Genomic DNA, 22,737 nt, shown 5'->3' on the forward strand with positions numbered 1-22,737 from the left:
CTTTACTATTGCCTAACAACTTTTAAAGTTTTCAGGGTGGGATCGCTACACCCGGAGATCGTCCCTCCTAGGGATAGGACTTGTTGTAGATAATCCAAGGCTGACATATTAATCATTTCACCCGGCATGATTGCGGGAATGCCGGGAGGATAGGGACAAATGATTTCTGCACAAATACGCTCATCTGTTTGTTCTAAAGGTAAGGTTTCTGTTTGAGAGAAAAAGGCTTGACGAGGAGAAAGGGCAGGACTAATTAAAAATGAAGATGGATGGACAAATAAACATTCTTCTTGCCATCGTTGTAGTACGGTGGGATCGGAGGAACACTCATGAGTCCCTTGGGTTGGGCAGATTTGAGCTAATCCTTGGACTAATTGATCGATATCAGCCTGAGTGTTGCCCAGACTAATAATAAAGGTTAAAGACTGGGCAGAGGGTAATTCAGCAATAACCCCGTGGCGATCGTGTAAAAGTCGATCGGCTTGATAGCCGGTTAAGCCGCAAGAAGTGACTTTAATACTTAAGCGAGTGGGATCTAAAGCAAGAAACCCCTTGCTGATTTTGGTCTCTAAAACTTTTAATTGAGGAATGGTTTTTAGGCTTTGTTGTGCCCGTTCTGCTAACTGTAAGGTTTGGGAAATCAAGCTCTCTCCTTGGAGAGCCATCTGCTGACGAGCAGCATCTAAAGAGGCGAGCAGTAAATAACTGGGGCTGGTTGATTGGAGCAGTTGGAGCGATCGCCGAATGGCTTCCGGCTCAATCCGCGCCCCTTTCAGATGAAGCATTGAGGCTTGTGTCATCGCTCCTAAAACCTTATGACTCGATTGAATCGCTACATCCGCGCCACAAGATAGGGCCGAAGGAGGTAAATCTGGATGGAAGTGAAAATGGGGGCCATGGGCTTCATCTACAATCAAGGGAATATGAGAGTCATGGCATAACTGAGCGATCGCCTCCACATCTCCACAAACCCCCTGATACGTTGGATAAACCATCATCACTGCCTTCGCATCGGGATGTTGGGTCAATGCCTTCTGGATCGACATCGGCGTAACACTATTGACCATATCCCAATCCGGATCGTACTCCGGATTAACAAAAATCGGCATCGCTCCAGAGAGAATTAATCCAGAAATTGCCGAACTATGAATATTTCGGGGTAAAATGATCTTCTCGCCACTGGTGCAAGTTGCCAAAATCGCAGCCATTACACCGACTGTCGAACCATTGACCAAAAACCAGGTTCGATCGGCACCAAACGCTTGAGCTGCCAAATCTTGGGCTTCTCGGATTGCCCCATCTGGAGCATATAAATTATCCAGATCCGGCAATTCCGATAAATCCGCTTGAAAGACCAAACTCCCAAATAAATCAGCCAAAGGGCGAGAAATACCAACTCCCCGCTTATGGCCAGGAGTATAAAACGGAGCGTGAGGGTGGGTCACATAGTGGCGAAGCGCATCTAAAATGGGGGTTTTGGCTTGAGACACTTTGGTAAATCCTATAACTTTCAATCAACCCAGTTGGCGATCGGTACACACTTAAATCAACTTAACAACCTGAAACTTCATTAACAAACTCCACTAATGCTCAGAGCTGGAATTGTTGGACTGCCCAATGTGGGCAAATCAACGTTATTTAACGCCTTAGTCGCCAATGCTAAAGCACAAGCGGCTAATTTTCCATTTTGTACAATTGAACCCAATGTTGGGGTGGTTGCCGTCCCTGACGAACGCCTGTCCGTATTGGCTAAAATTTCCCAATCGGAACAAATCGTTCCCACGCGGATTGAATTTGTTGATATTGCTGGTTTAGTCCAAGGAGCCAGTCAAGGTGAAGGCCTGGGTAACCAGTTTTTAGCCAATATTCGAGAAGTAGATGCCATTGTGCATGTGGTTCGATGCTTTGAAAATGATGATATCATTCATGTTTCCGGTTCTGTCGATCCGAGTCGGGATATTGAGGTGATTAATCTAGAGTTGGCCCTAGCTGACTTGAGTCAAGTTGAACGGCGATTAGACCGTGCTCGTAAGCAAGCCAGAGGTAATAAGGACGGTCTGGTCGAAGTGAGTGCCCTGGAAAAACTACTTCCTGTCTTGAATGAAGGAAAATCTGCCCGTTTAGCGTCTTTGAATGAGGAAGAACTCGACAGCATTCAAGGTTTGGGTCTGTTAACGGCTAAACCGATTATTTATGCAGCGAATGTATCTGAAGATGATTTAGCCGAAGGTAATGAATGGGTAGAGGTGGTCAAACAAATGGCGGCCCAAGAAACGGCCCAAGTAGTGACCATTTCCGCCCAGGTGGAGTCAGAGTTAATTGAACTGCCTCCAGAAGACCGGGACGATTTTCTGGCCAGTTTGGGCGTAGAGGAGGGGGGTCTACAATCGTTGATTCGTGCCACCTATACCCTGTTGGGATTACGTACCTATTTAACCACTGGGCCCAAGGAAACCCGCGCTTGGACTATTCAAGCAGGGATGAGTGCTCCCCAAGCTGCGGGCGTAATTCATTCCGATTTTGAGCGGGGATTTATTCGGGCTGAAACTATTGCGTACCAGGATTTAGTCAGTAATGGTTCTATGAATGCAGCCAAGGAAAAAGGGCTGGTACGCAGCGAGGGTAAAGAGTATGTGGTGCAAGAAGGGGATGTGATGTTATTCCGGTTTAATGTTTAAAGTGGGGAGTGAGGCGTGCGGAAATTAGCTCAGGGGGGTTGAACAAATCTTCTAAGATAGATCGAATGTATGCTTGTTTTGCATGTTCCCTGTTTTTAAAGATGACAAAATCCAATTCTAGCGATCGCCAGCCCCCCGAGTCTAAACCGGAACCCAAGCCAGAACTCTCCTTAACTCCCCCTAAAGTTCAACGGCCCAAACCCCCGGAAATTGTTCAAAGACCTCGAAGACCTCAAACTACGCCCTCAGCGAAACCCGAGGCGACACCTGAGGTGAAACCCGAGGCGAAACCCGAACGAGCCTCTAAAGTCCCTAAACCCCGTAAAGTTCAGGATGCTCCCCGATTGCCAAAAATGGAACAACCAGAACCCGTACCCGAATATGGAGGACGCAAAGCAGGCGATCGGATTGTTCTGCCCTATAGCGGTAAAAGTGTGGAGATTAGCCACTTTTATGAAACCGCCGGCCACTGGTATGCGGCCTTTGAAGTGGGCTGTGTTCGGGCTGATTTATTAGAAAAATCTTCTTAACCCTTGACAGATGATCGAAATGTGATAGACTGTGGTTGGTGGTGAGGAGTAAAGTGAAAGGAAAACGCGCTTGGGGTCGAAACATGGCCAGACTCCCAGGCGCTTTTCCTTTTTCTTGAAGAATTTAACTAACAGGAAAAATATCTTAAGTCTGGGTAGGTTAAGCAGATCGATCCATTAAAATCCAGGGTGACGACAATGGATTAATGATATTGGTGGCGATCGCACTATGACCGAAACAACTCAAACCCTACCCCCTAACTTAGATAAAATTGTCAAACGCTTCCAACGCTCTCAAGATCCAAAGCGTCGCATCGAGCAACTCATTGACTACGCCAAGAAATTACCTCCCTTTCCAGACACAGATAAAGTCGAAGAAAATAAAGTCCCGGGTTGTGTCTCCCAAGTCTATGTCACGGCGACCCTAGAAGACGGGAAACTACACTATCAAGCCGATTCTGATGCCCAGTTGACCAAAGGCTTAGTGGCATTACTCGTCAGAGGATTAGATGGATTAAGCCCTGAAGAAGTCGCCACTCTCTCTGGAGACTTCATCCAAGAGACGGGATTATGTGTAAACTTAACGCCGTCTCGGGCTAATGGGTTTTACAATATCTTTGAGACGATGAAAAAAAAGGCGATCGTCGCTTCTATGAACAACTAAACCCTCCACAACACTGTTAGTTTGGGTAGCACGCTCTACCCTCGTTTCCCTATTCCTTATGCCCTATGAATACCCGTATTGGAATTGTAACCGCCTCAGACCGAGCCAGCGCAGGAGTCTATGAAGACCTCTCTGGAAAAGCCATTATCGACCGACTCGAAGCATATCTCACCAGTCCCTGGGAATCCGTCTATGAGGTCATCCCAGACGACTATGACACCATTAAAACCACCCTTATTTCCCTCATTGACGATCGCCACTGCTCCCTCGTTGTCACCACTGGAGGCACCGGACCCGCTCCCAGGGACGTAACCCCGGAAGCCACGGAAGAAGTCTGCAACAAAATGCTACCAGGCTTTGGGGAACTCATGCGTTCCGTATCCCTGCAATATGTTCCCACAGCTATTTTATCGCGACAAACCGCAGGCATTCGCGGCAGCGCTTTAATTGTTAATCTTCCCGGTAAACCGAAATCCATTCGCGAATGTTTAGATGCTGTATTTCCCGCCATTCCCTACTGTTTAGACTTAATTGGCGCACCCTATCTAGAGTGTAATTCGGACGTGATTCAAGTCTTTCGACCCAAGAAAAAGTAAACTGTCTCATTGTTAATCGAATTCACTATATATACGCGGATAAATGGGGATTAATTCAAATTATGAAGCTGGTCATTAATTTCCTCCCATTCTCCTTGCAGAGTAAACCCTGCCCAATAAAACGGCGCTCTCCATTGAGTCTCGGTTTGCATCTCCAGTTGTGCCTCTTGCAAGGCTTTTGTGGGCGATAATTGTTCTTGCCACATCAGGCGATAAAAACGAGCCATCATTTCTGCGGTGGCGGCATCATCAACATTCCATAAACTGACGAGTACCCTAGGTGTACCCGCATACATAAACCCTCGGGTTAATCCGATTAAGCCTTCTCCTTGAATTTCTTTCCCTAGTCCCGTTTGGCAAGCACTGAGAACCACCAAATCAGCAGATAAATCTAAGTTGTAAATGTCGTGGAGGCGCAGAAATCCATTGCTGGGATTGCCTTGTTCGTCGATTAAGGATAGCACTAACCCCGACAGTTCGGGATTGACGCTGTTGAGAATGCCGTGGGTGGCGAAATGGACGGCACGATACTGGTTTAATGGAGTATGGGTGGCAAAAGCGTAGTTGGCTTCAAAGTCAAAGGCTTGAATCCGTTGGGATTCCGGGATAAGGGAGGCGATCGCCTCAGCTTCTTGCCGAGTACCGGGCAGTCGTTGGAGTTGAACGCCTATATCTGTGGTGGCACGGGGAAGTAAGGACACAGAATTAGATGTTGAGGAAGAAGGATGATTCTCTAACCGTTCGTCATCTCGACTAAACACTGGATCGGCAATGATCGCCAATGCTTGAGGTGCGCTTTGGCGTTGGGAAAAATCTTGACGCAAAATGGCTAGGGTAGATAGGGAAGGAAGATGGACGAGTTCATAAGCTTCGACTAACGAACTCAAGCTGTTTTCTCTAGCATGGGGATTGGGGAGAGCGCTAAAGGGAATGTAGTGTAAGGCTCCATCAGCAACGATCGCCAGACGTTTTTTATCGCTGTGTTCTCTGAGAGGTTGGAGAATGAGGGAATTTAATGCTTCACCAGAGGCGATCGCCCTTTGGGGTTGATGGCGAGAGCGAGGATGGACGATATCGTTACGAAACTCTCTAGCTTTTTGCTCAATGTCTTGGCGAGACGGAAGAATATAAGAGGTTAAACTCTCTTGGGTAATTGCCCAGAGAAAACTACGTTCTTCACCTAAAGCATATTGTAGGACTAAGGTATCGCGATCGAGAATATTTTGCTGAATCTCTTCTAAAGTCACAGGTTCAGGTTGAGTCAGGGCGGCATAGCTCGGACTTACTTCTCGGATTTTCCTTTGTAGAGCCTTGTATTGATTCAAGAGATATTGCCGTTCTTGTTTGAGGTTAACGACTTGTTCTTGAGTAAATTCTGCCTGATACAGGGCAACTTCCCGGCGATCGAGGGCATCTAATTGTTGCTGTAAGCGGCGTTCCTGAAGCACTAAATCCGGATCGACTCCTTTGCGAATATCGGTATTTGCTTCCGCAAGGAGTTCTAGGAGGCTTCTAGCGCGAGAGCGTTCGTTAATATTCAGCGCTTGCGCATCATAACCTTTAGTTGGATGTTGTTGATGCAACTCCATTAATAGGTCGATGTAGAACTCGTAATAGAGCTGTTTAGCAGCAAAAAAGGTTTGTCGTTCTTCCGGGGAATTTTTTCGAGCGCGTACTTCTTCGATGAGGGCGATCGCCGCTTCAATGCGATTCAAAGCCATGTTAAGGTTTCCGCGCTGGCGTTCTATTCGTGCCATTCCCAAGAGGCTATCTGCCTTAGTTTCCGGAACGGGATCTAATTTCAGAGCAGTGTTGAACGCATCCCAGGCTTGCTCTAAATTGCCTAACTGAGCATGAACCTTGCCTAATTCAACATAAAGGAAATCATATCGTCTATCAGCAACAATTAATGACTGGTTAAAGAACCTCAAAGCTGGTTCTAAATTCCCCAATTCAAAGTGAAGTTGACCGATTTTTCGCAGACTCGCACCTAGTTTCCATCGCAAACCCCTTTCGTCAAAAAGAGTTAGAGAGTCTTCATAAAACTCCAGCGCTTTTTCTCTCTCTTTCAATTGCTCGTAAACTGTCCCTAAATCCTCCAAGGTTTCTCCTTCTCTCCTGCCATTTCCCAGGTTGCGGTAAATTTGCAACGCTTGCTCATAGGAGGCGAGCGCTTTTTCTCGTTCTCCTAACTCTACATAAATGTCTCCGAGTTTTGATAGAATCTCGGCTTCTTTTTGACGATTGTTAATGGTTTGAGTCAAACGTAAGGCTTCGCTGTAAAACTCAAAGGCTTCCGGATAGTCTCCCGAACGAAAATAGATGTTAGCGATCCAAGTTAAGGTGTTGACTTCTCCTTCCGAAAGATTACGATCTTGATAGACTTTTCTAGCTTGCTTAAAAAAATATAACGCCTGTTCAATATCTCCGAGTTCTGCATAATCTTGTCCCACGCGCATTAAGCCAGTTACTGCTTCATCTTTGCCGATTTTTTGATAGTGTTGTCGATATGCATTAAATGCTTCTAATGCCTTCTGTGGATTCCCAATCTGATAGCAAGTTTTCCCAATCTCTCGAAGAGTTTCGGCCTGTTTCATCTGTTTAGAACCAAGAAATTCTTGAGCAGAACTGACGGATCGAGAACAAAACTTTATTGCTTTCTCTGGTTGTTCCGAATACGCATAAATTCGACTCATTCGCAGGAATATATCCAGGGTTCGTTCTTCTCGGAAAGATGCATCGGGTTCTTGTTCGTAAAGTTTCAAGGCTTGGTTATAAGAGGCTAAAGCATTTTCCAAATCCCCCAGAGTCGTGTATGTTATTCCCGTTCGGTACAGCGCCCATGCTTCTCCAGAACGATCGCGATTGTCTTGATAAACTTGCCTGGCTTGGGAAAATAAAAGGATAGCTTGGTCTATATTGTCTAATCCGTAATAGAGTTCAGCAATTTGCCTCAGATTGGCAGCTTCTTTTTTATAGTCTCCAAATTGTTGATAAACGGGGGTTGCTTGCTGGTAAAACTCTAACGCGAGTTCCTGTTCTCCTAATTGGCTATAGTCGTCCCCAATCTCAATTAATGTTCTCGCTTCTCGCTCTAAATTTCCTTCTTCTTTATAAACTGTTGCCGCTCGATCGAACCCCTCTCGTGCTGTGTCATGATTACCGAGTTCGTAGTCAATTTTGGCGATCGTTCTCCAATGAAATACTTCACTGATACTATCCCCCAATTCACGGTCTATCGAGACTCTTTGATGATAAAACTCTAAGGCTTTTTCGGGGTCTTGTAAATCTTTTTTGTAGACCGATGTAATGCGGTAACGGGTTCTAGCTTCCCCGGAGCGATCGCCGATAGTTTGATAAATGTTTAACACGCGATCGAGGATTTCTAATCCCCGCTCCAACTCTCCAAATCGATATAAATGGATGGTGGCAATTTTATCTAAAATCTGGGCTTCTCCTTCTCCATTACCAGCTTGCTGATACACTTGAACGGCTTGATTTAAGAAGGTTAGTATTTTGTCCTGATGTTCTCGATCGCCGTAGCGTTCGGCGATCGCTAACAGAAAGGTTGCTTCCCCTTGCAAGTCATTGACCGCTTGATACACTTCTCGTGCTTTGTTATACTGCTCCAAGGCGGCGGCTGGTTCTTCTAAGCGATCGTAAATTTGACCTAACTTACCCAAAACAATGGGTTGGCGATATTGGAAATCTAATGCTCTCTTTGTATCCCCAAGTTGAGTATAAAAATGACTCATTCCTGCTAATAGATCGAGTTCTTGGGAATAGTATTCTAGTGCTTTAGCAGGTTCTCCCAGATCGCTATAGATATTCCCTACATGATTCAACATTTCCCCTTGCTTAACCCCATTTCCCAGATTTTCGTAAATGGCTAAGGCTTGTTGATAAAACGCTAATCCCTGTTGCAGATTATCGGAGGCAAGATAGCGATCGCCTAAAATTTCCAAGGTTAAGGCTTCGCCATCGAAATCGTCTATCTCACGAGCCAGACTCAAAGCTTGCTGGTGAAACTCTAACGCTCTGGCTTGATTCTCCTCCCACCAATAGCGAACCATTATATTTAAGAGCCGAACGTCCTGTTGTTTTGCCCAATGGCTATCTTCTGAAGACAATGCACCAATGTCTTGATAAATGGCTCGAGAGCGATCGAATACGTCCAATCCAGCTTGCTCGTCAAACCATTCAAATAAGCGCAATTGAGTTAAATTGCTCAGAACAACCGCTTCGCCTTGGCGATCGCCAATCTCTTCATAAATAGTCAACGCTTGCTGGAACAATTCGTATCGTTCGCTGGTATCGGTTTTCGATTCTGCCAGCCAGTTGAGCAACTGTGCTTCCCCCTGTCGCGAGGCAAAGGTTGCGGTTTGAGGCGATTGATTGAACGCTTCATAAATGGCTAAGGCTTGATGAAAGAATTGGGTAGCTTGATCCGAGTCCCTGGCACGGTGTTGGTTTAAAGTTTCCGAGTGACGAGAGGTAACTGATGTAAAACCGCGATCGCTCGCAAATTGCCATTCTTTCTGCCATCGATCGGCATCCGTGTGGTGAAGTCTCCCTAGTTGACCTAAAATAAAGGCTTCTTGGAGGCGTTCGCCTCTGGCGGGGCTTCGCCTATCGCCAAGCTGTTGAGCCAAAGCTAAAGCATCACGGTAACGCTCCCGCGCTGGGGTAGTGGCTCCCCAATATTGGTAAATCAAGCCAAGTTTAATTAAAGCTGCCGCTTCCTGCTCGGAATTCCCCGCCCTGTGCCATCGGTAACGGAGTTCTTCCCACTGGGCGATCGCCGGCAATTGAGCCGTCAAGGTTTGCTGCCCTCTTAAGCGATCGCCTTTCTCCACCAAGTCTTGAGCCAAAACGAGACAACAATTCTGGGTGAGAATAGATTCTGGGTTAGGTTTCGGGGCGATCGCCACCGATTCAGTTGTCACCAGCACTGTTAACCAGAAGGCAAAGCAAAGACGATTCATGGTAGTTACCCGTTTGTCCGCAAACCATAGATCTCTTGCATAAATGGGCAGAAAATAAGAATTTACCAAATCAAGTTAAAATTTAAACTGAAACCGGGCAAAACATCTTCTCCGGATAAGGTCGTTGGATTGTCTAATGTTTCTTTTTCTTGTCCCTGACGATAAATTTCAACTTGACAGTTTTTCGGGTTAATCAGCCAACCTAACCGAGTACCATTATCCATATATTCGAGCATTTTATTTTGTAGCAGTGTTAAGGAATCGCTAGGCGATCGCAGCTCGATGACAAAATCGGGACACAAGGGCGGGAACTTGTCTTTCTGCTCTGCGCTTAAGGCTTCCCATTGAGCTAAAGGTATCCAAGAGGCATCGGGAGAGCGATCGCTACCGTCTGCAAGGTGAAAGCAAGTGGAAGAATCAAAGACTATTCCTAATTGGCTTTGTCGGTTCCATAAATTGAGTTCAACATTAATATCGGAATTCCGTCTTCCTGTTTCTCCTCCTGTCGGTGGCATAATAACTAAGTCTCCTCGAGCCGTTCGTTCTAATTTTAAGTCGCGGTTGGCAGCACAAAGTTGATAAAATTGTTCCTCGGTAATTGAGGCGCTTTCTGGATTGTTTAAAATGAATGTGGTCATGGTTTGATCTCCTTATTGACATCCTCACCCGTCTGTCTGAAGCCATGGTAATTCAATTTTAGCTCGATCGTGCGCTGGCTAGTCGTTCGATACAGCAGAGCGATCGCAGTCCAGTTCGAGAATGGGCTAATAGGATATAGTGAAGCTAGAGTGCGATCGCCACTATCCTCCAAAACTATGAATAACCCATCAAAGATGTCCAACCATCAAAAACTCGCTCTACTTCAAGAAATTGAGCAAATTCCAGAAGAAGATATCCCCGGTTTGCTAGAACTGGTTCGTTGCCTTCGTCAACAGACTGTTCAAACCAATCCCGTGCAGAATTGGAATGATGCGATGGTTCGTCTTAATAGTGGCAATCGTCAAGACAAACAACTCAAACAGCAAAGATTACAAGAGATGTTTGCCTCTTGGTCTGAGTTGGATGACGAATGCGAACAAAAAGAATCCTTAAAACTCATTGAATCTCTACAAAGAACATCCATTTAATGGCTGAAGTTATTATCTTAGATTCTGCATTCTAGCAGCTCAAGCCCTTTCGTTAGAAAATTATGGCCATGAGGTACTCGTTGCGACAAGTAACGTAAAGCATTTATCTCTCTTTGTCAAAGCAGGGGTATGGGAGAGTATTTAATGCGATCGATCATCTCAGGAATGGGCCAATAGGATATAGTGCAGATAGAGCGCTATGTGTTAATCAACCGTTGTACTTCAATCTCCACATCCGCACACGCAATCGGCGATCGCGTCCCTGTTGTTAAAATAGTTTCCGTGGCATAGATTCCCTTTTGAAGATCGGTATAGACGTGAAGTTGATTCTTTTGGAGATTCACAACCCAGTATTCTGGTATTCCCGATTCAGCGTAGATTTGTTTTTTCGTCGTTAGGTCTTGAGTTAGGGTAGTGTTAGCAAATTCAATAATCCAGAAAATATCCCTCGGATAGGGATGGTGTTCTAAGTAGACTCGTCCCAGAGGTTTAACGATCGCAAGATCTGGAATAGGTTCGGAATTATTATTAAGGGTGATGGGGTGTGCTTCGCGAACTTTGGCACGGTTGCCTAACAAACTGCGCAGATAATCTCCAACTTCGCTGTTGTAGTAAGCGTGGGTTTCTCCTTCTGGTGGCATAACAATAAGTTCTCCGCGTATGAGTTCTAGCGGTTTATCGTTGAATACACCTGCGCGGATGGCATGGTGATAGCGATCGATTGTCCATTTATAGGTGGTAAGGGTCATAAAATCACTTTAATCTTTAATCAAAGGATTGCCGATCTCCATGATAGAACACACTCTAGATAGCCAACCAGTAGTAATTCTATTACTCACAAGAGGTATCCCTTCCACCCGAGCCGTACGTTCTTCAGCATGGCTAATTGTTTTTAATTGGATGGGCGATAATTTTTGGTGGGGGTAGAGTTTATCAAAAATTGCCGCGATCGAGATCGCCGATTTATCAGAAGTTCTACTATCTTCTAACAAGCGCTCGGCTTTTGCCGTGAAGTCGCGATCGATTAATAGGGCTGTGGCAACAAGTTGCGGTGCAACCCAACTGCCGTGTTTGATTCGAGACCACAGTAACTCTAAATAGAGTTCAACATCATCCAGCAGTAGAAGAATTACACAAGCGACTAAATGAGTTCGCCAATTTATATCCTCAAAAAGAATGATTAAGTCATCTAATATTTGGTAGTCTGGGTATTGGGAAATTAGTCCCTTAATTTGCGCGATCGCATGGTCTATTTCTATATCTGTAGCATTAAATTTGAGAAGCATGAGATAATCGATTTTCCAAGATAATTTCGTCTCGCCATCACCTTCTGTTATTTCAAAAACAAAAGTATGACAAACTGGATCTTTCCTTATTTCTCTTCCCACTCTTTCTTTTCTTTCTCTTTCCTCTCTTGCTTCTCTTTCTCTCTTATTTTGAGTGCGCTTATTCATGTTTTGACGATCCACTAAAATTTAATATCCTTTATTAAATTTTAAAAAAAAATACTGGCGATCAAGTTTTTTACTGGTCTATTATAATCGTCTTAGTGCAACTATACCAGCGCCTCTTTTCAGATTTCATAGAGCTATAGTTCTTGCATACCTCCATTATCTTTAGTTACTGCCAAGATAAACCAAGTCCCTCGGCTGGCTAATGCTCCTTTATTGACTGTTAAGTGTTGAGTTCTCAACCAACTGGGGATAAACTTTTGGGTAATGCAATCCGGTTTAAACCCAGCTTCAGTAGTCAACGCTGCCAGATCCTGAATTTTCATCGCGCTCCAATAGGGTTCATTGTTATTCGCTGTTTCCCAATCAAATAAGAAAGCTTGATAGGGAGTGAGATAGGAATAGGGAGGAGATTCTAGGTGAACCATCATACCACCGGGACGCAGGAGGCGATCGCACTCTTTCAACACGCGTCGAATGGCCGAAACCGGGATTTCGTGGAATAAAATGTGACTGACGATTAAATCAAAGGAACCATCCGCAAACGTCATAGACTCCGCATTTTGTTGATGGAAATGAACCCTGCGGTTTAAAGCTTCTGCTCGACCATGACCATACCGCAATAAGGGAGCGCTCAGATCTACCCCATGTACTTCTGCTTCTGGATAAGCCTCCACATAGGGTAGGGTACTGTGACCAACCGAACAGCCTAAATCAAGAATATTCTGGGGTTGAAACTGGGGATATTCGTCTTTCAGATAGTGATGAATGAGGCTCTGTCCTAAGTCATCATTCAAGGAACCCAACCATCCTAACCCATAAAGATAAACGCCATGGTCATAAATAGCGCCTGCGGTAACATCATCGTCTTGGTCTTCTGTATGATATCCCCCAGGCATACAGTGAATATCCACCTGGGTTTGATGGGAAGGTATGGTAAAGTTGGGGTCTAGGGTCAAAGAACCCAAGGAGGGATGTTTGGGTTTAGACCGCTCAATCAATTCTGACAGTTGTCGCTCAACACTCATACTCACCGACTGCCAAAGCATTTCCTGATTCAGCCGTTTTAAGGCACCCATCCACTGATAGCGTGGTTGTTTTTTCATGAGGCGACGAATTTCCCAAGGCTGAGGATTGGGGGTATTCTGGGCGGTTAATTCTGGCTCTATTTCTTGCTCGTACAGGGTTTTGATGCTAGGAAAGATCTTGTGCTGCAAATAGCCTTTGAAGCTCATGACAAATTCTTGACGCGCCCTTTCATCATGGGTTGCTTTCGGTAAAACAGGATGTTGATATTCTGAAGTCATCATGGCTGTTGAGTTCCGCATTCGTGAATCAGAGTGGCTTGATTTTAGCGTAAGATTCTTAATTGCCCAGGTTTTGCCTAGAGTTGATCGAGTATTTTTTCTAAGGCAGGATAGTTGATTTTGGCGTTGTGACGGGCATCAACGGGGATTTTAGATACAATTTTGATTTCATCAATTTGGGCAAATTCCAGGGCTGATTTGAGCTGGGAGAATTGATGTTCATCAGCCGGGTGTAGGGGATTTAATTCTAAAATTAGCCAGCGTTGGTTGTGATACTTAACTAGGGCAGCGCGTTGGATCGCCGGGAATTGATGGGCGATCGCCTCTACACTTAAAGGATAGAGTATCCCTTTATCGTCCTCAATCTTGGCACGGGTGCGGCCGAGCAGCCATAAATTCCCCTCAGTGTCCAAATAACCCGCATCTCCAGTACGATGCCAAGGGGTATCCCCAACGCGAAATTTGGTTTCTAAATCCCCAACACCGTTGACATAACCGGGTAAAACATGGTCTCCACTGACCACAATTTCCCCGGCGGTTAGGGGCGGTAAGGTATACTCAGCAAAGGCTTCAGGAGTCAGGGGCGCAATGGGTGTTCCCCAGGAGTCGGGGATAATTTTTAGGTTGATTTCCGGTATAGGATAACCTGCGTATAGTCCACCAAGAGAGCAAGGAGTCGAAGTCCGGTTACTGAGCGAAGTCGAAGTATGGGCGATGGGTTCGGCTTCCGTGGAGCCATACATGGGAATAACTCGGGCACTTTTGGCACATTTTTGCAGGCGATCGCACAATTGAGGAAAAACCGGAGCGCCCCCTGTAAAAATACGCTGGAAGCTTTCCAACCCAATCTCGTGCTGTTCGCCATAACTCACCAAACGCTCCAGAAATGCTGGAGAAGCAGCCGTACTGATGGGTTGATGGGTTTGAATTTGCCGCAAAATGGGAGCAGGATTAACCAATCCCGGTTTTCTTAAGTCTCCCGCAGGAATAAGGCTAGTCACTCCAGAAGCCAGATTCGCCAAAATAAAGATCGGCAGGGTTGTCAAATCGATCGCTCCGCGTTGATGATGCAGATGATGCGCTAACACTTGATGCTGGGTGAGCAGAAAACTATGGGTACGCAAAGCCGCTTTCGGTTTCCCCGTGCTACCACTGGTAAACGTTAACAAGGCAGCCGTTTCAGCCGTCGCTGGATACACAGTTGGTGAAGGAGGATAACTCCGCCAACGCTGCCAATTTTTAAGCCCCGGAAGAAAAATATTGGGAACCAATTTCAGAGGTATCCGCCGTAGAGCTGGAGATTTTAACAGCAGCAAACTGGCTTTTGGCGTTGCCAACAGTCCTTGAGGGGGGGCTATCTCACAACATTGTTCCAGATGAGTTTGACCAGCGCTAGGATCGAGAAACATGGCAATCATGCCCAGTTTGAACAGCGCCAGTAAAGCAATGTAGAGATCGATAGACATGGGCAAGAATACGAGAAGGCGCTCCCCTGCTTTTAACCCCAACTCTTGCAAATAAGCCGCCGCACGACTTGAAGCTATATCCAATTCAGAAAAAGAAATCGACTGTTTCTGGGCAATAATGGCCGGACAATTCCCAGACTGACTACACTGTTCTTGAAGACGATAGGTAATATTCACCATTACTCCTCCTGTAACCATTGGGGAGGGTTAACAATAAGCTGTGCAGCGCGATCGTGATCCAAGGGTTTGGCAAAAAAGTACCCTTGAGCCATTTCACAGCCTAGAACTTGTAACTGTTTAATTTGCTCTATGGTTTCCACTCCTTCAGCCGTTACATCCATACCTAATTGATGAGCTAGGGTAATAATCGCTTCGACAATTTTCAGATTATCTTCATTTTCATCTAAGTCGCGAATAAACGAGCGGTCAATTTTCAAGGTATCCACTTTTAAGCGCTGAAGATAGCTTAGAGAAGAATAACCCGTGCCAAAATCATCTAAACACACGCGAATTTGGCGGTCTTGAAACTTTTCGATTAGCATCTCTGATTGATCGTTTTCCATAATCACACTTTCCGTGATTTCCAGTTTGATTAAGTTTCCATCAATTTCCACCCCTTGCAAGACTTTATCGAGTTGCTCAATTAAGTCCGCCTGTAAGAATTGCTTGGTTGACAAATTAATGCTGATGGCAATCGGAAAATAGTTGAGATACCGCTCTTGCCAAATCCTTAGTTGTTGACAAGCCTCCTTTAAAATCCAACGACCGATGGGCACAATTAAGCCCGTTTCTTCTGCTGCCGGAATGAACTCATTGGGTGGAATAAATCCCCGTTCCGGATGTTGCCAACGCACCAGGGCTTCAAACCCCGATATTTTTCCCGTTTTCAAGGAAACAATGGGTTGATATTGTAAATAAAATTCATTGCGTTTTAGAGCTTGTCGTAAATCCATTTCTAGGCGTAGCAAGGATACGGCATTAGCGTGCATAGCTGAGTCAAAAATCTTATAGCTCCCTTGCCTTGACGCTTTTGCCCGGTACATCGCCGTTTCTGCATCTCGGAGAATCTCTTGAGGAGGGCGTTCTTCTCCCATATAGAAGGTAATCCCAGTACTAATATTTAAATATACTGTATGTTGATCGACATCGAAGGGAGCGAGAAATTCTTGATGAATTTGTTTGGCAATTCCAGTTACTTCTTCTAAGTTACGAATTTCTTCGAGTAAGATCGCAAACTCATCACCGCCTAAATGGGCTAACGTATCGATCAGACGGGTTAAGTTTTCCAATCGACGAGCCATGGCAACAATCAATTGATCCCCGATCGCGTGACCTAAAGAGTCATTGATGACTTTAAAGCGATCGCCATCAATAAACAAGACAGCAAATCGATAATCAGGTTGATGGTTTTGCCGGCTGACGGCATCTTCTAACCGCTCTAAAAATAATGTCCGATTCGGCAATCCCGTCAAGTTACTATAATAGGCTTGATGATGGAGGCGTTTCTGAACTTTGTGACGTTCAATAATTTCTTTTTTCAGTTCTTGATTGGCTTCCTCTAGTCGTGCTGTCCGCTCTTGTACCCGTCGTTCTAGTTCCAGGTTGAGTTGTTCAACTTGGACTTGGGCAGCTTGGCGATCGCGGATTTCTTGCTGCAAACAAGCTTGTTGTTGTTTAATCTTTTTGCTTAAGCTCTGGATTTTAAGCTGGGTTTTTAATCGAATAATCGTTTCCGGTTCATTATAGCCACTAAAAATACAATCAAAAATCCCCATAGAGACCAATGTTTCTGATTGAATCGTTAGCCGATGATCGGCAATTAAAACGACCGGAATTTCACAGGTTTTGATATTTTGTTTCAGGTTTAAACAAAGATCGCGATCTTCCGATTGAATCTCGCTCACTTTAAGAATAATCAAATCTGGCTGAGTGGATCGGGCAATCATTAGCGCCATCAGAGGATTAGGAATATGGCGCAGCGTATATCCTTCTTGACTGAATCGGTGAGCTAAATCCTCAAATCCTTGGGATTGGCGATCGACCAGTAAGATATTTCCGAGGGGCAAAGATAATTGAATCTGATCCATTCGTTCATTGGCAGATGGATATGATCTAGACACGAAAAAAGACGAGAACAACATTCAGGAGCGGTTGTACGAGTGAAGGCTAGATTATGGAGCCAGCGATCGCCACAGTTATCCAAGAGTAATTTTATCTCTCTTGAAGGGAGTATCTGAGAAAAGTCAACTTAAGTTCAGGTTTCCCCTATTGTAAAACACACTGGATTCTCCTGAAGCGACTATTTTATGTCCTCAGCCTGGTTATGCACCCAACCATTGATAATCTTATATCCCCATTGAGGATGAGCGGCTGCCAGTCGTTGAGCGGCTTCTGGTTCGGCGATCGCGCACAAGTCAAGCAGCTTTTGATATCCTTCTTGTTTTTCCAGCTCTCGACGCTCTTGAGCCTGTTTTTGACGCTGCTCAGGGCCGATCTGAGGTCTTCCTGGAAGTAGAGAATCGATTTGATGTAACGGTTCCATGGGGAATGGGGAATGGGGAATAGGGAATGGGGAATGGGGAATGGGGAATGGGTAATCTACCCATCTCCTCCTATTCCTCTAAAAGGGCAACGAGGGTTGCACTTGATTATCAATAATCTCATATCCCCATTCGGGATGTTGCTGGAGTTGCTGTTTAACCCAACTGCGCCCCAGGGGACTTTGATAGGCTTTTTGCAATTGCTCTAGGGAGGGGGGAGCGTCTCGATCGCCAGAAGGTTCAGATTCAGGCAAGGCGCTCGGGGCAGAAACTTGTAATAATTTCTCCATTACCTGTTCTTTGGTAATTTCGGGTCGTTGAGTAAACGAAGGAGGTAGATAGGGCGTGGTTAAGCCTTGTTGTTTGGCTTTCAGCGCTCGATCGGCGAGGCGATCGCACTTTCGCAGAAATCCTGCCCATAAATCTTGAGCCAATACCGGTTTTCTTAAGTCAGCTCGCGCTCTAGAAACAGCGACTTCTAGGGGTTCTCCCTTCTGCACATAATATTGAATTCGTTCTTCTTCAAAGGCAGGATAAGGCACTCCCGCCTCAATTTCCCAATCCCGTTTGACTTGCTGACTCGACCCCAAGGGGCGATCGCTGATAAACTCCTCCCAAAAGGGTGAAATCATGCCTTTGGTGAGTCCATCGACAATCTTAAACATCCATCCCGATGGATTATCTAAGCCTTTTTGTTTGGCATACTCCAGAAGTTGGGACTGAAAGGCTTCAAATTGTTCTTGAGAAGTCCAAGGGCCGGTAAATTGGTAATGGGGAGTGACGCTAACTGCGATCGGCTGGCGTTTTGCCGGAAAATAGGGGTCAGCAGGAGGCGAAGAAGCACGCATTTCTCCAGGCTGAAGAGCCATTTCTAGCTGTTCCAGATTGAGGCGCATATCAACTACATCCCCTCTACCCGGTACAAGACGCTCTTCGAGTAATCCTTTTTGGGCTAACTGTTGGCGAGCAAGTTGCTGTTCTGCCTCACTTAAGCCTGTTTGAGCCGTGAGGTCTTGGCCATTGATTCTGATCCAGTTGCCGGAGCGATCGCCCTGTTGCTGTAGAATATGCCAAGCCAAAATACTAGCCGCCACCCCACCCGTAGCCGCCGCCACTTGGGGATAATAGACTTTCGGATCTCCTAAATTTTGACAAAATTGGGCAAAATTCATTAATAGGTAATAGGTAATTTCTGCGTCCCCCATTTCCCCATTCCCCCATCAGGGAGAGGGTGTTTTTTGCAATTCCGGCTTTTCTTCATCCAGAATTGCCCCTTCTACTGGGCAAACCTCTAAACAAATTCCACAATCAATACAAGTGTCGAAGTCAATCCAAAACCAATCCGTTCCTTTCGTATTTTTACCCGGACCGGGGTGAATGCAAGCCACGGGACACGCTTCTACACAGTCGGCGACTCCTTCACAAATATTAGTAACAATGGTATGAGGCATGGTGTTTCTGTCGATCGGGTAAGGTTCATCAATAGGGTTGAGTCGGGCAATACCTTCATCAATCTTTAGAAGGCAAGGGGCGGGTTGCCCCTTGTTAAGCCTAGTGAAGGTATTCTAGGGGCAAAACATTTTTCGCTCCTACGCTAGGAAATCGATTCAATCTGGGGGTTACCTTGGGCATCTATCCAAGCAATTTGGGGAATCCGCCGCTCTTTGGCATAGTTTCTAACTGCTTCTTGAGTTTCCCATTCTAGTAAGTTTACCTGGACTCGAATGCTGGACGTTTGAGAGCGCAAGGTTTCGGCATAGGTGAATGCAGCGCCCAAAGCTCGATGGGTTAAGGGAACCACGAGACAGTCGCTGGCGGGAATTTCGGTCGGCAGGCGATCGCCCCCTTGAAGCACCTGTTGCAAGGCTTCGATATTCAGACAAAAGCCAATACCGGGCAAGCTTTCATGTTGGGGATGATACACGCCTACCAGTCGATCGTAGCGTCCCCCTTGACCGAGGATTTTCACTTCTGTACCCTGGCGACTGGCGACTTCAAAGACAATGCCACTGTAATAATCAAAGGTGCGAATTAAGCTCAAATCCACAATAATTGGTAAAGGGGGTTGATTGGGGCGACTCTCTTGTAGCAGGTCGATTAAGGTTTTTAAGTTTTCTAATTTACTCTGTTCTTCTGGAGTCAGATCGAGGGCGGTTAAGTTCTGGAAAACTTGGGAGGGTTCCCCCCGAAGGTTGAAAAGCAGTTGTGCCCGTTGCTGTAAGTCTTCAGGGAGATCGAGCTGTTGTAAGGCAATATAATCTAGACTGGCGATCGCCTCTCGGATCGGTTTTTGATATTCTGCTGGGAATGAGGACAACAGAGACTGAGTTAATCCGGCTTCTCCAATCACCCAAACCCATTGATCTAAACTGAATTCTAGGGCTTGTAGGCAATCCGCCAGTAATAATAAAATCTCAGCATCAGCCGCTACTCCACCAGCACCCAATAATTCTACTCCAGCTTGATAGAATTCCTGCTGCTGACCATAGTCTCCTTTCGGCGATCGCACGAAAACATTAGCACTATAATAAAATCGTTTGGGATTAGTCACCCGGTTAAAATATTTACGAGTTGCCGCAGTGCGGGCAATGGAGGCCGTCACTTCCGGCCTCAAACCTAACTCTTCTTGACCCTGCTGAAGTTGAATCACAGTAGAGCGATTAATCGCACCTCCTGCCATCAATGTATCCAATCTCTCCAACGTTGAGGTAATAATCCGATGGTAACCCCACTGATGAAACACTTGATACAGACGGTCTTCAATCCAGTTTTTTTGGGCAACGTCTAGGGGAAGTAGATCCCTAGCCCCTGGAGCAGACTGATAAACCATTACTTTTTCTTTCCACCACCAATCGTAATCCCGAATATCTTAATCCCTTGACTGGCTTTTTGATCGGTTTTGCCCGCATCCGTGCGTTTTTTCATCAACGCTTCTAGTTTTTTCTGGGATTCTAGAGCTTCCGCATGTTTGGGATCGCCTTCGAGAGCTTTGTTGATGTGGACTTTAGCCATAGTTTTCTGCCGTTGTTTGAGGTAAATCAGACCCATTAAGCTATGGCAATCACTATTGGTTGGTTCTAACTTGAGAGCATCCCGCAATTCTAGGATTGCTTTTGGGAAGTTCCCTTTTTCAACCAGTTCCTTCGCTCGCCCATAATAGCCGTCAATCGGTGATTTTTTCTCAGGCTTCGGTGCAGGAGGAGGCGGTGGGTTTTCGGGTTTAGGAGGAGGAGGAGTGGCGGCTTTCGGTTTAGTAGCTGCTTTTGCGCCTGAACTCCCTACCTGCATCAGGTAAACCATATTCAGTTCGCTAATTTCCCCAGTAATTTTACTGAAGTCATCTAAGGATTGGTATTGTTGAGTTGCCAAATCTTCCATTGCTTTTTTATACTCAACTTCCACGTCCTTCGCTTGGGCCAGTTTTTTCGCTGCCTCACTTTGTAAGGTTTCACCCCTGTTTTGCTGAGTAGCTTGTTGGCCTTTGAGGCGCAACATTACCATATATTCTTTGTATTCTTTCTCCTGGGAAAGTTTTTCATAGGCTGGGTTTACCAGTTTGGAGAGGATTTGGCTGGCTTGTTGTTTTTCTTCTGGGGTTCCCGTGGAACTACTGTCTGGATGGAGGGTTTTTGCAATGCGCATATAGCGCTTACGAATTTGCCGACTGTCTGCCTGGATGGGAACTCCTAGGATGGCGTGAAAGTCGGTGAAGTCAAGTTGAAACAGACCTTGATTAATGTTAAAAGACATACTCGCTGTTTGACTGTGCCAAGGGATGATTTATCATTTTAGTGTACTCTTAGCTAATTGTTATAAATTCTCTCCATTGAGGGGGGAAAGGGGAAATTTGCGAGAGGACTTGAATCATGGGGTCATGAAGATGCCCATTGGTGGCTAAAATCCGACCGGTTGTTATATCGAACATGCTGCCATCATAGGCGCTCACTTTCCCTCCAGCTTCTTTGACTAGAACCATACCAGCGGTGATATCCCAGGGGGACAACCCCCTTTCCCAGTAGCCATCTAAACGTCCACAGGCAACGTAGGCCAGGTCAATAGCGGCGGAACCTCCCCGGCGGACTCCTTGGGTAAAATGGGTAAAATGGCAGAATTGGGCATAGTTATTATCGTCGGTTTCTCGGCGATCGTAGGCGAAACCGGTAACGAGGAGGCTATCCGCTAGGGTTGGAGTTGTGGAAACGGCGATCGCCTGGCGGTTTAGCGTCGCTCCTAAGCCCTGTGCCGCGCGAAAGAGTTCTTGACGGGATGGATCGAAGACTACCCCTACTTGGGGCACTCCATCGATTAATAAGCCTATGGAAACGGAGAAATTGGGATAGCCATGGGAGTAGTTGGTTGTCCCATCGAGGGGATCGATCGCCCACAGATATCGACTTTGGCGATCGCCCAATTTTCCCGACTCTTCCGCTAAAATACTATGGTCGGGAAAATGACGCTGCAATATCTCTAAAATCACCGCTTCCGAAGCCTTATCTGCTTCCGTAACAATATCTCCCGGCCGGCCTTTTTCCTGGATATCTGTTAATTTTCCTTGGTAAGACATCACCACTGCACCACCAGCTAAAGCAGCTTCCGTGGCAATCTCTAGATAGGTTTGTAAATTGTCAGTCATGGATGATGAGTAATGGGTAATGGGTAATGGGGCGATTTTTTCGCTCCTACTGTTGATAACGAAACTCACTAGGAGTCAAGCGCATCTGGTTTTCTCGATTCCAAATACCAAGCTCCAGAGTTCTTGCTCTTTGTTCGGCATACTGAAGACGTTGACTATATTGGGTATTGGGAAACCATTCCTGAGCTAAAGCATACCCTTCTTTGACCAATTCTTCGTTAATCAACGCTCCATCCTACCAAATATAGCCTAAGGTATGCCCATATTTATCTTCAATTTCTCGATCCAATTCTAGAATTACAGCTTGTTTTTCAAGACGATCTTTTAGATATTCCTTTGCATCTATTCCCCAAGGTTTCTGTTCTGCGGATGGGACACTAATACCCATCAGTCTTATGGTTTCAGAAGTGGAACGATTTCCAATTGCTTCTAGGGTATTTCCACTCACCATTCTCACCACAGTCACCGTTTTCCCCCCTGGAGAAGAAGATTGACAGCCCCAGAGAGGAATAATCCTGCTCGCTAGTATAATCAGTTTTTTAATATTCATGGACAAATTGAGCTATAATAGGCTAATTGAGTTTCAACCGACACCATCAAACTAAAATATGGAAGTTTACAGAAGTGTTGAATGTTAGCTTAATGCCGAAAAAAAGAGGATAAAATATGGTATTCTATCCTCAAATATTCAAATAATATTCTCGCCTATGCTAGCTTCCTTTACCAATCTTGTCCAACCCATTCTCAAGTCATTGTCTCC

General features: G+C 45.5%; 19 protein-coding genes and 1 pseudogene. 5 read left to right on the forward strand and 15 right to left on the reverse strand.

Annotated elements, in window-relative coordinates:
* Positions 1 to 5: 5 nt before the first annotated feature.
* Positions 6 to 1,490, reverse strand: coding sequence for an aminotransferase class I/II-fold pyridoxal phosphate-dependent enzyme (locus J7545_RS17105; RefSeq protein ID WP_318700263.1), 1,485 nt, complete (start codon positions 1,488 to 1,490; stop codon positions 6 to 8).
* A gap of 96 nt (positions 1,491 to 1,586) precedes the next feature.
* Here J7545_RS17105 and ychF point away from each other — a divergent pair, with 96 nt between their 5' ends.
* From ychF to mog, 4 genes are all read left to right on the forward strand, one after another.
* Complete coding sequence (ychF, locus tag J7545_RS17110; RefSeq protein ID WP_318700262.1) at positions 1,587 to 2,678, forward strand: redox-regulated ATPase YchF; 1,092 nt, start codon at positions 1,587 to 1,589, stop codon at positions 2,676 to 2,678.
* 101 nt (positions 2,679 to 2,779) lie between these two features.
* The gene (locus tag J7545_RS17115) at positions 2,780 to 3,208 is read left to right on the forward strand and encodes a hypothetical protein (protein WP_318719909.1); all 429 of its coding nucleotides are present in this window, start codon (positions 2,780 to 2,782) and stop codon (positions 3,206 to 3,208) included.
* 229 nt (positions 3,209 to 3,437) lie between these two features.
* Positions 3,438 to 3,872 carry a SufE family protein gene (locus J7545_RS17120; protein WP_318700260.1) on the forward strand — a complete coding sequence of 145 codons (435 nt, stop codon included), beginning with the start codon at positions 3,438 to 3,440 and terminating at the stop codon, positions 3,870 to 3,872.
* Positions 3,873 to 3,937: 65 nt separating this feature from the next.
* Entirely contained in the window at positions 3,938 to 4,468 is a 531-nt protein-coding gene (gene mog, locus J7545_RS17125; RefSeq protein WP_318700259.1) for a molybdopterin adenylyltransferase, read from the forward strand.
* Between the two features lie 50 nt (positions 4,469 to 4,518).
* On the opposite strand, the gene J7545_RS17130 is transcribed toward mog, so the two are convergent.
* Positions 4,519 to 9,522 carry a tetratricopeptide repeat protein gene (locus tag J7545_RS17130; protein WP_318719910.1) on the reverse strand — a complete coding sequence of 1,668 codons (5,004 nt, stop codon included), beginning with the start codon at positions 9,520 to 9,522 and terminating at the stop codon, positions 4,519 to 4,521.
* A complete protein-coding gene (locus tag J7545_RS17135; protein WP_318700257.1) occupies positions 9,516 to 10,091 on the reverse strand; it encodes a Uma2 family endonuclease in 576 nt (191 codons plus the stop codon). Before J7545_RS17135 ends, J7545_RS17130 begins: the two co-directional genes overlap by 7 nt.
* Positions 10,092 to 10,286: 195 nt before the next feature.
* Between J7545_RS17135 and J7545_RS17140 the strand changes: the two genes are divergently transcribed.
* Positions 10,287 to 10,580, forward strand: a complete 294-nt coding sequence (locus J7545_RS17140) for a hypothetical protein (protein WP_318700256.1) — start codon at positions 10,287 to 10,289, stop codon at positions 10,578 to 10,580.
* 197 nt (positions 10,581 to 10,777) lie between these two features.
* Here J7545_RS17140 and J7545_RS17145 read toward each other — a convergent pair whose 3' ends face one another.
* The 12 genes and pseudogenes from J7545_RS17145 to J7545_RS17200 form a co-directional block, all read right to left on the reverse strand.
* Positions 10,778 to 11,329, reverse strand: a complete 552-nt coding sequence (locus J7545_RS17145) for a Uma2 family endonuclease (protein WP_318700255.1) — start codon at positions 11,327 to 11,329, stop codon at positions 10,778 to 10,780.
* Between the two features lie 9 nt (positions 11,330 to 11,338).
* Positions 11,339 to 11,866, reverse strand: a complete 528-nt coding sequence (locus J7545_RS17150) for a hypothetical protein (RefSeq protein WP_318700254.1) — start codon at positions 11,864 to 11,866, stop codon at positions 11,339 to 11,341.
* Between the two features lie 302 nt (positions 11,867 to 12,168).
* Positions 12,169 to 13,341 carry a class I SAM-dependent methyltransferase gene (locus J7545_RS17155; RefSeq protein ID WP_318700253.1) on the reverse strand — a complete coding sequence of 391 codons (1,173 nt, stop codon included), beginning with the start codon at positions 13,339 to 13,341 and terminating at the stop codon, positions 12,169 to 12,171.
* A gap of 74 nt (positions 13,342 to 13,415) precedes the next feature.
* The gene (locus tag J7545_RS17160) at positions 13,416 to 15,002 is read right to left on the reverse strand and encodes an AMP-binding protein (protein WP_318719911.1); all 1,587 of its coding nucleotides are present in this window, start codon (positions 15,000 to 15,002) and stop codon (positions 13,416 to 13,418) included.
* Positions 14,984 to 16,891, reverse strand: a complete 1,908-nt coding sequence (locus J7545_RS17165; protein ID WP_318700251.1) for an EAL domain-containing protein — start codon at positions 16,889 to 16,891, stop codon at positions 14,984 to 14,986. Before J7545_RS17165 ends, J7545_RS17160 begins: the two co-directional genes overlap by 19 nt.
* A 212-nt stretch (positions 16,892 to 17,103) precedes the next feature.
* Entirely contained in the window at positions 17,104 to 17,346 is a 243-nt protein-coding gene (locus J7545_RS17170; protein WP_318700250.1) for a hypothetical protein, read from the reverse strand.
* A gap of 78 nt (positions 17,347 to 17,424) precedes the next feature.
* Entirely contained in the window at positions 17,425 to 18,549 is a 1,125-nt protein-coding gene (locus J7545_RS17175; protein ID WP_318719912.1) for a hypothetical protein, read from the reverse strand.
* A gap of 15 nt (positions 18,550 to 18,564) precedes the next feature.
* On the reverse strand, positions 18,565 to 18,795 hold the full coding sequence (locus tag J7545_RS17180) for a ferredoxin family protein (RefSeq protein WP_318700248.1): 231 nt from the start codon (positions 18,793 to 18,795) through the stop codon (positions 18,565 to 18,567).
* A gap of 143 nt (positions 18,796 to 18,938) precedes the next feature.
* Positions 18,939 to 20,174 (reverse strand): ATP phosphoribosyltransferase regulatory subunit, encoded by a 1,236-nt coding sequence (locus J7545_RS17185; protein WP_318719913.1) that lies wholly within the window; start codon positions 20,172 to 20,174, stop codon positions 18,939 to 18,941.
* Positions 20,174 to 21,094 carry a J domain-containing protein gene (locus tag J7545_RS17190; protein WP_318700246.1) on the reverse strand — a complete coding sequence of 307 codons (921 nt, stop codon included), beginning with the start codon at positions 21,092 to 21,094 and terminating at the stop codon, positions 20,174 to 20,176. The genes J7545_RS17185 and J7545_RS17190 overlap by 1 nt, the downstream gene beginning before the upstream one ends.
* Before the next feature lie 49 nt (positions 21,095 to 21,143).
* A complete protein-coding gene (locus J7545_RS17195) occupies positions 21,144 to 21,977 on the reverse strand; it encodes an inositol monophosphatase family protein (RefSeq protein WP_318700245.1) in 834 nt (277 codons plus the stop codon).
* Positions 21,978 to 22,023: 46 nt separating this feature from the next.
* Positions 22,024 to 22,527: pseudogene (locus tag J7545_RS17200) on the reverse strand (thermonuclease family protein).
* Between the last annotated feature and the right edge of the window lie 210 nt (positions 22,528 to 22,737).

The sequence above is a fragment of the Roseofilum sp. SBFL genome (genome assembly GCF_017746885.1).
Lineage (GTDB): Bacteria > Cyanobacteriota > Cyanobacteriia > Cyanobacteriales > Desertifilaceae > Roseofilum.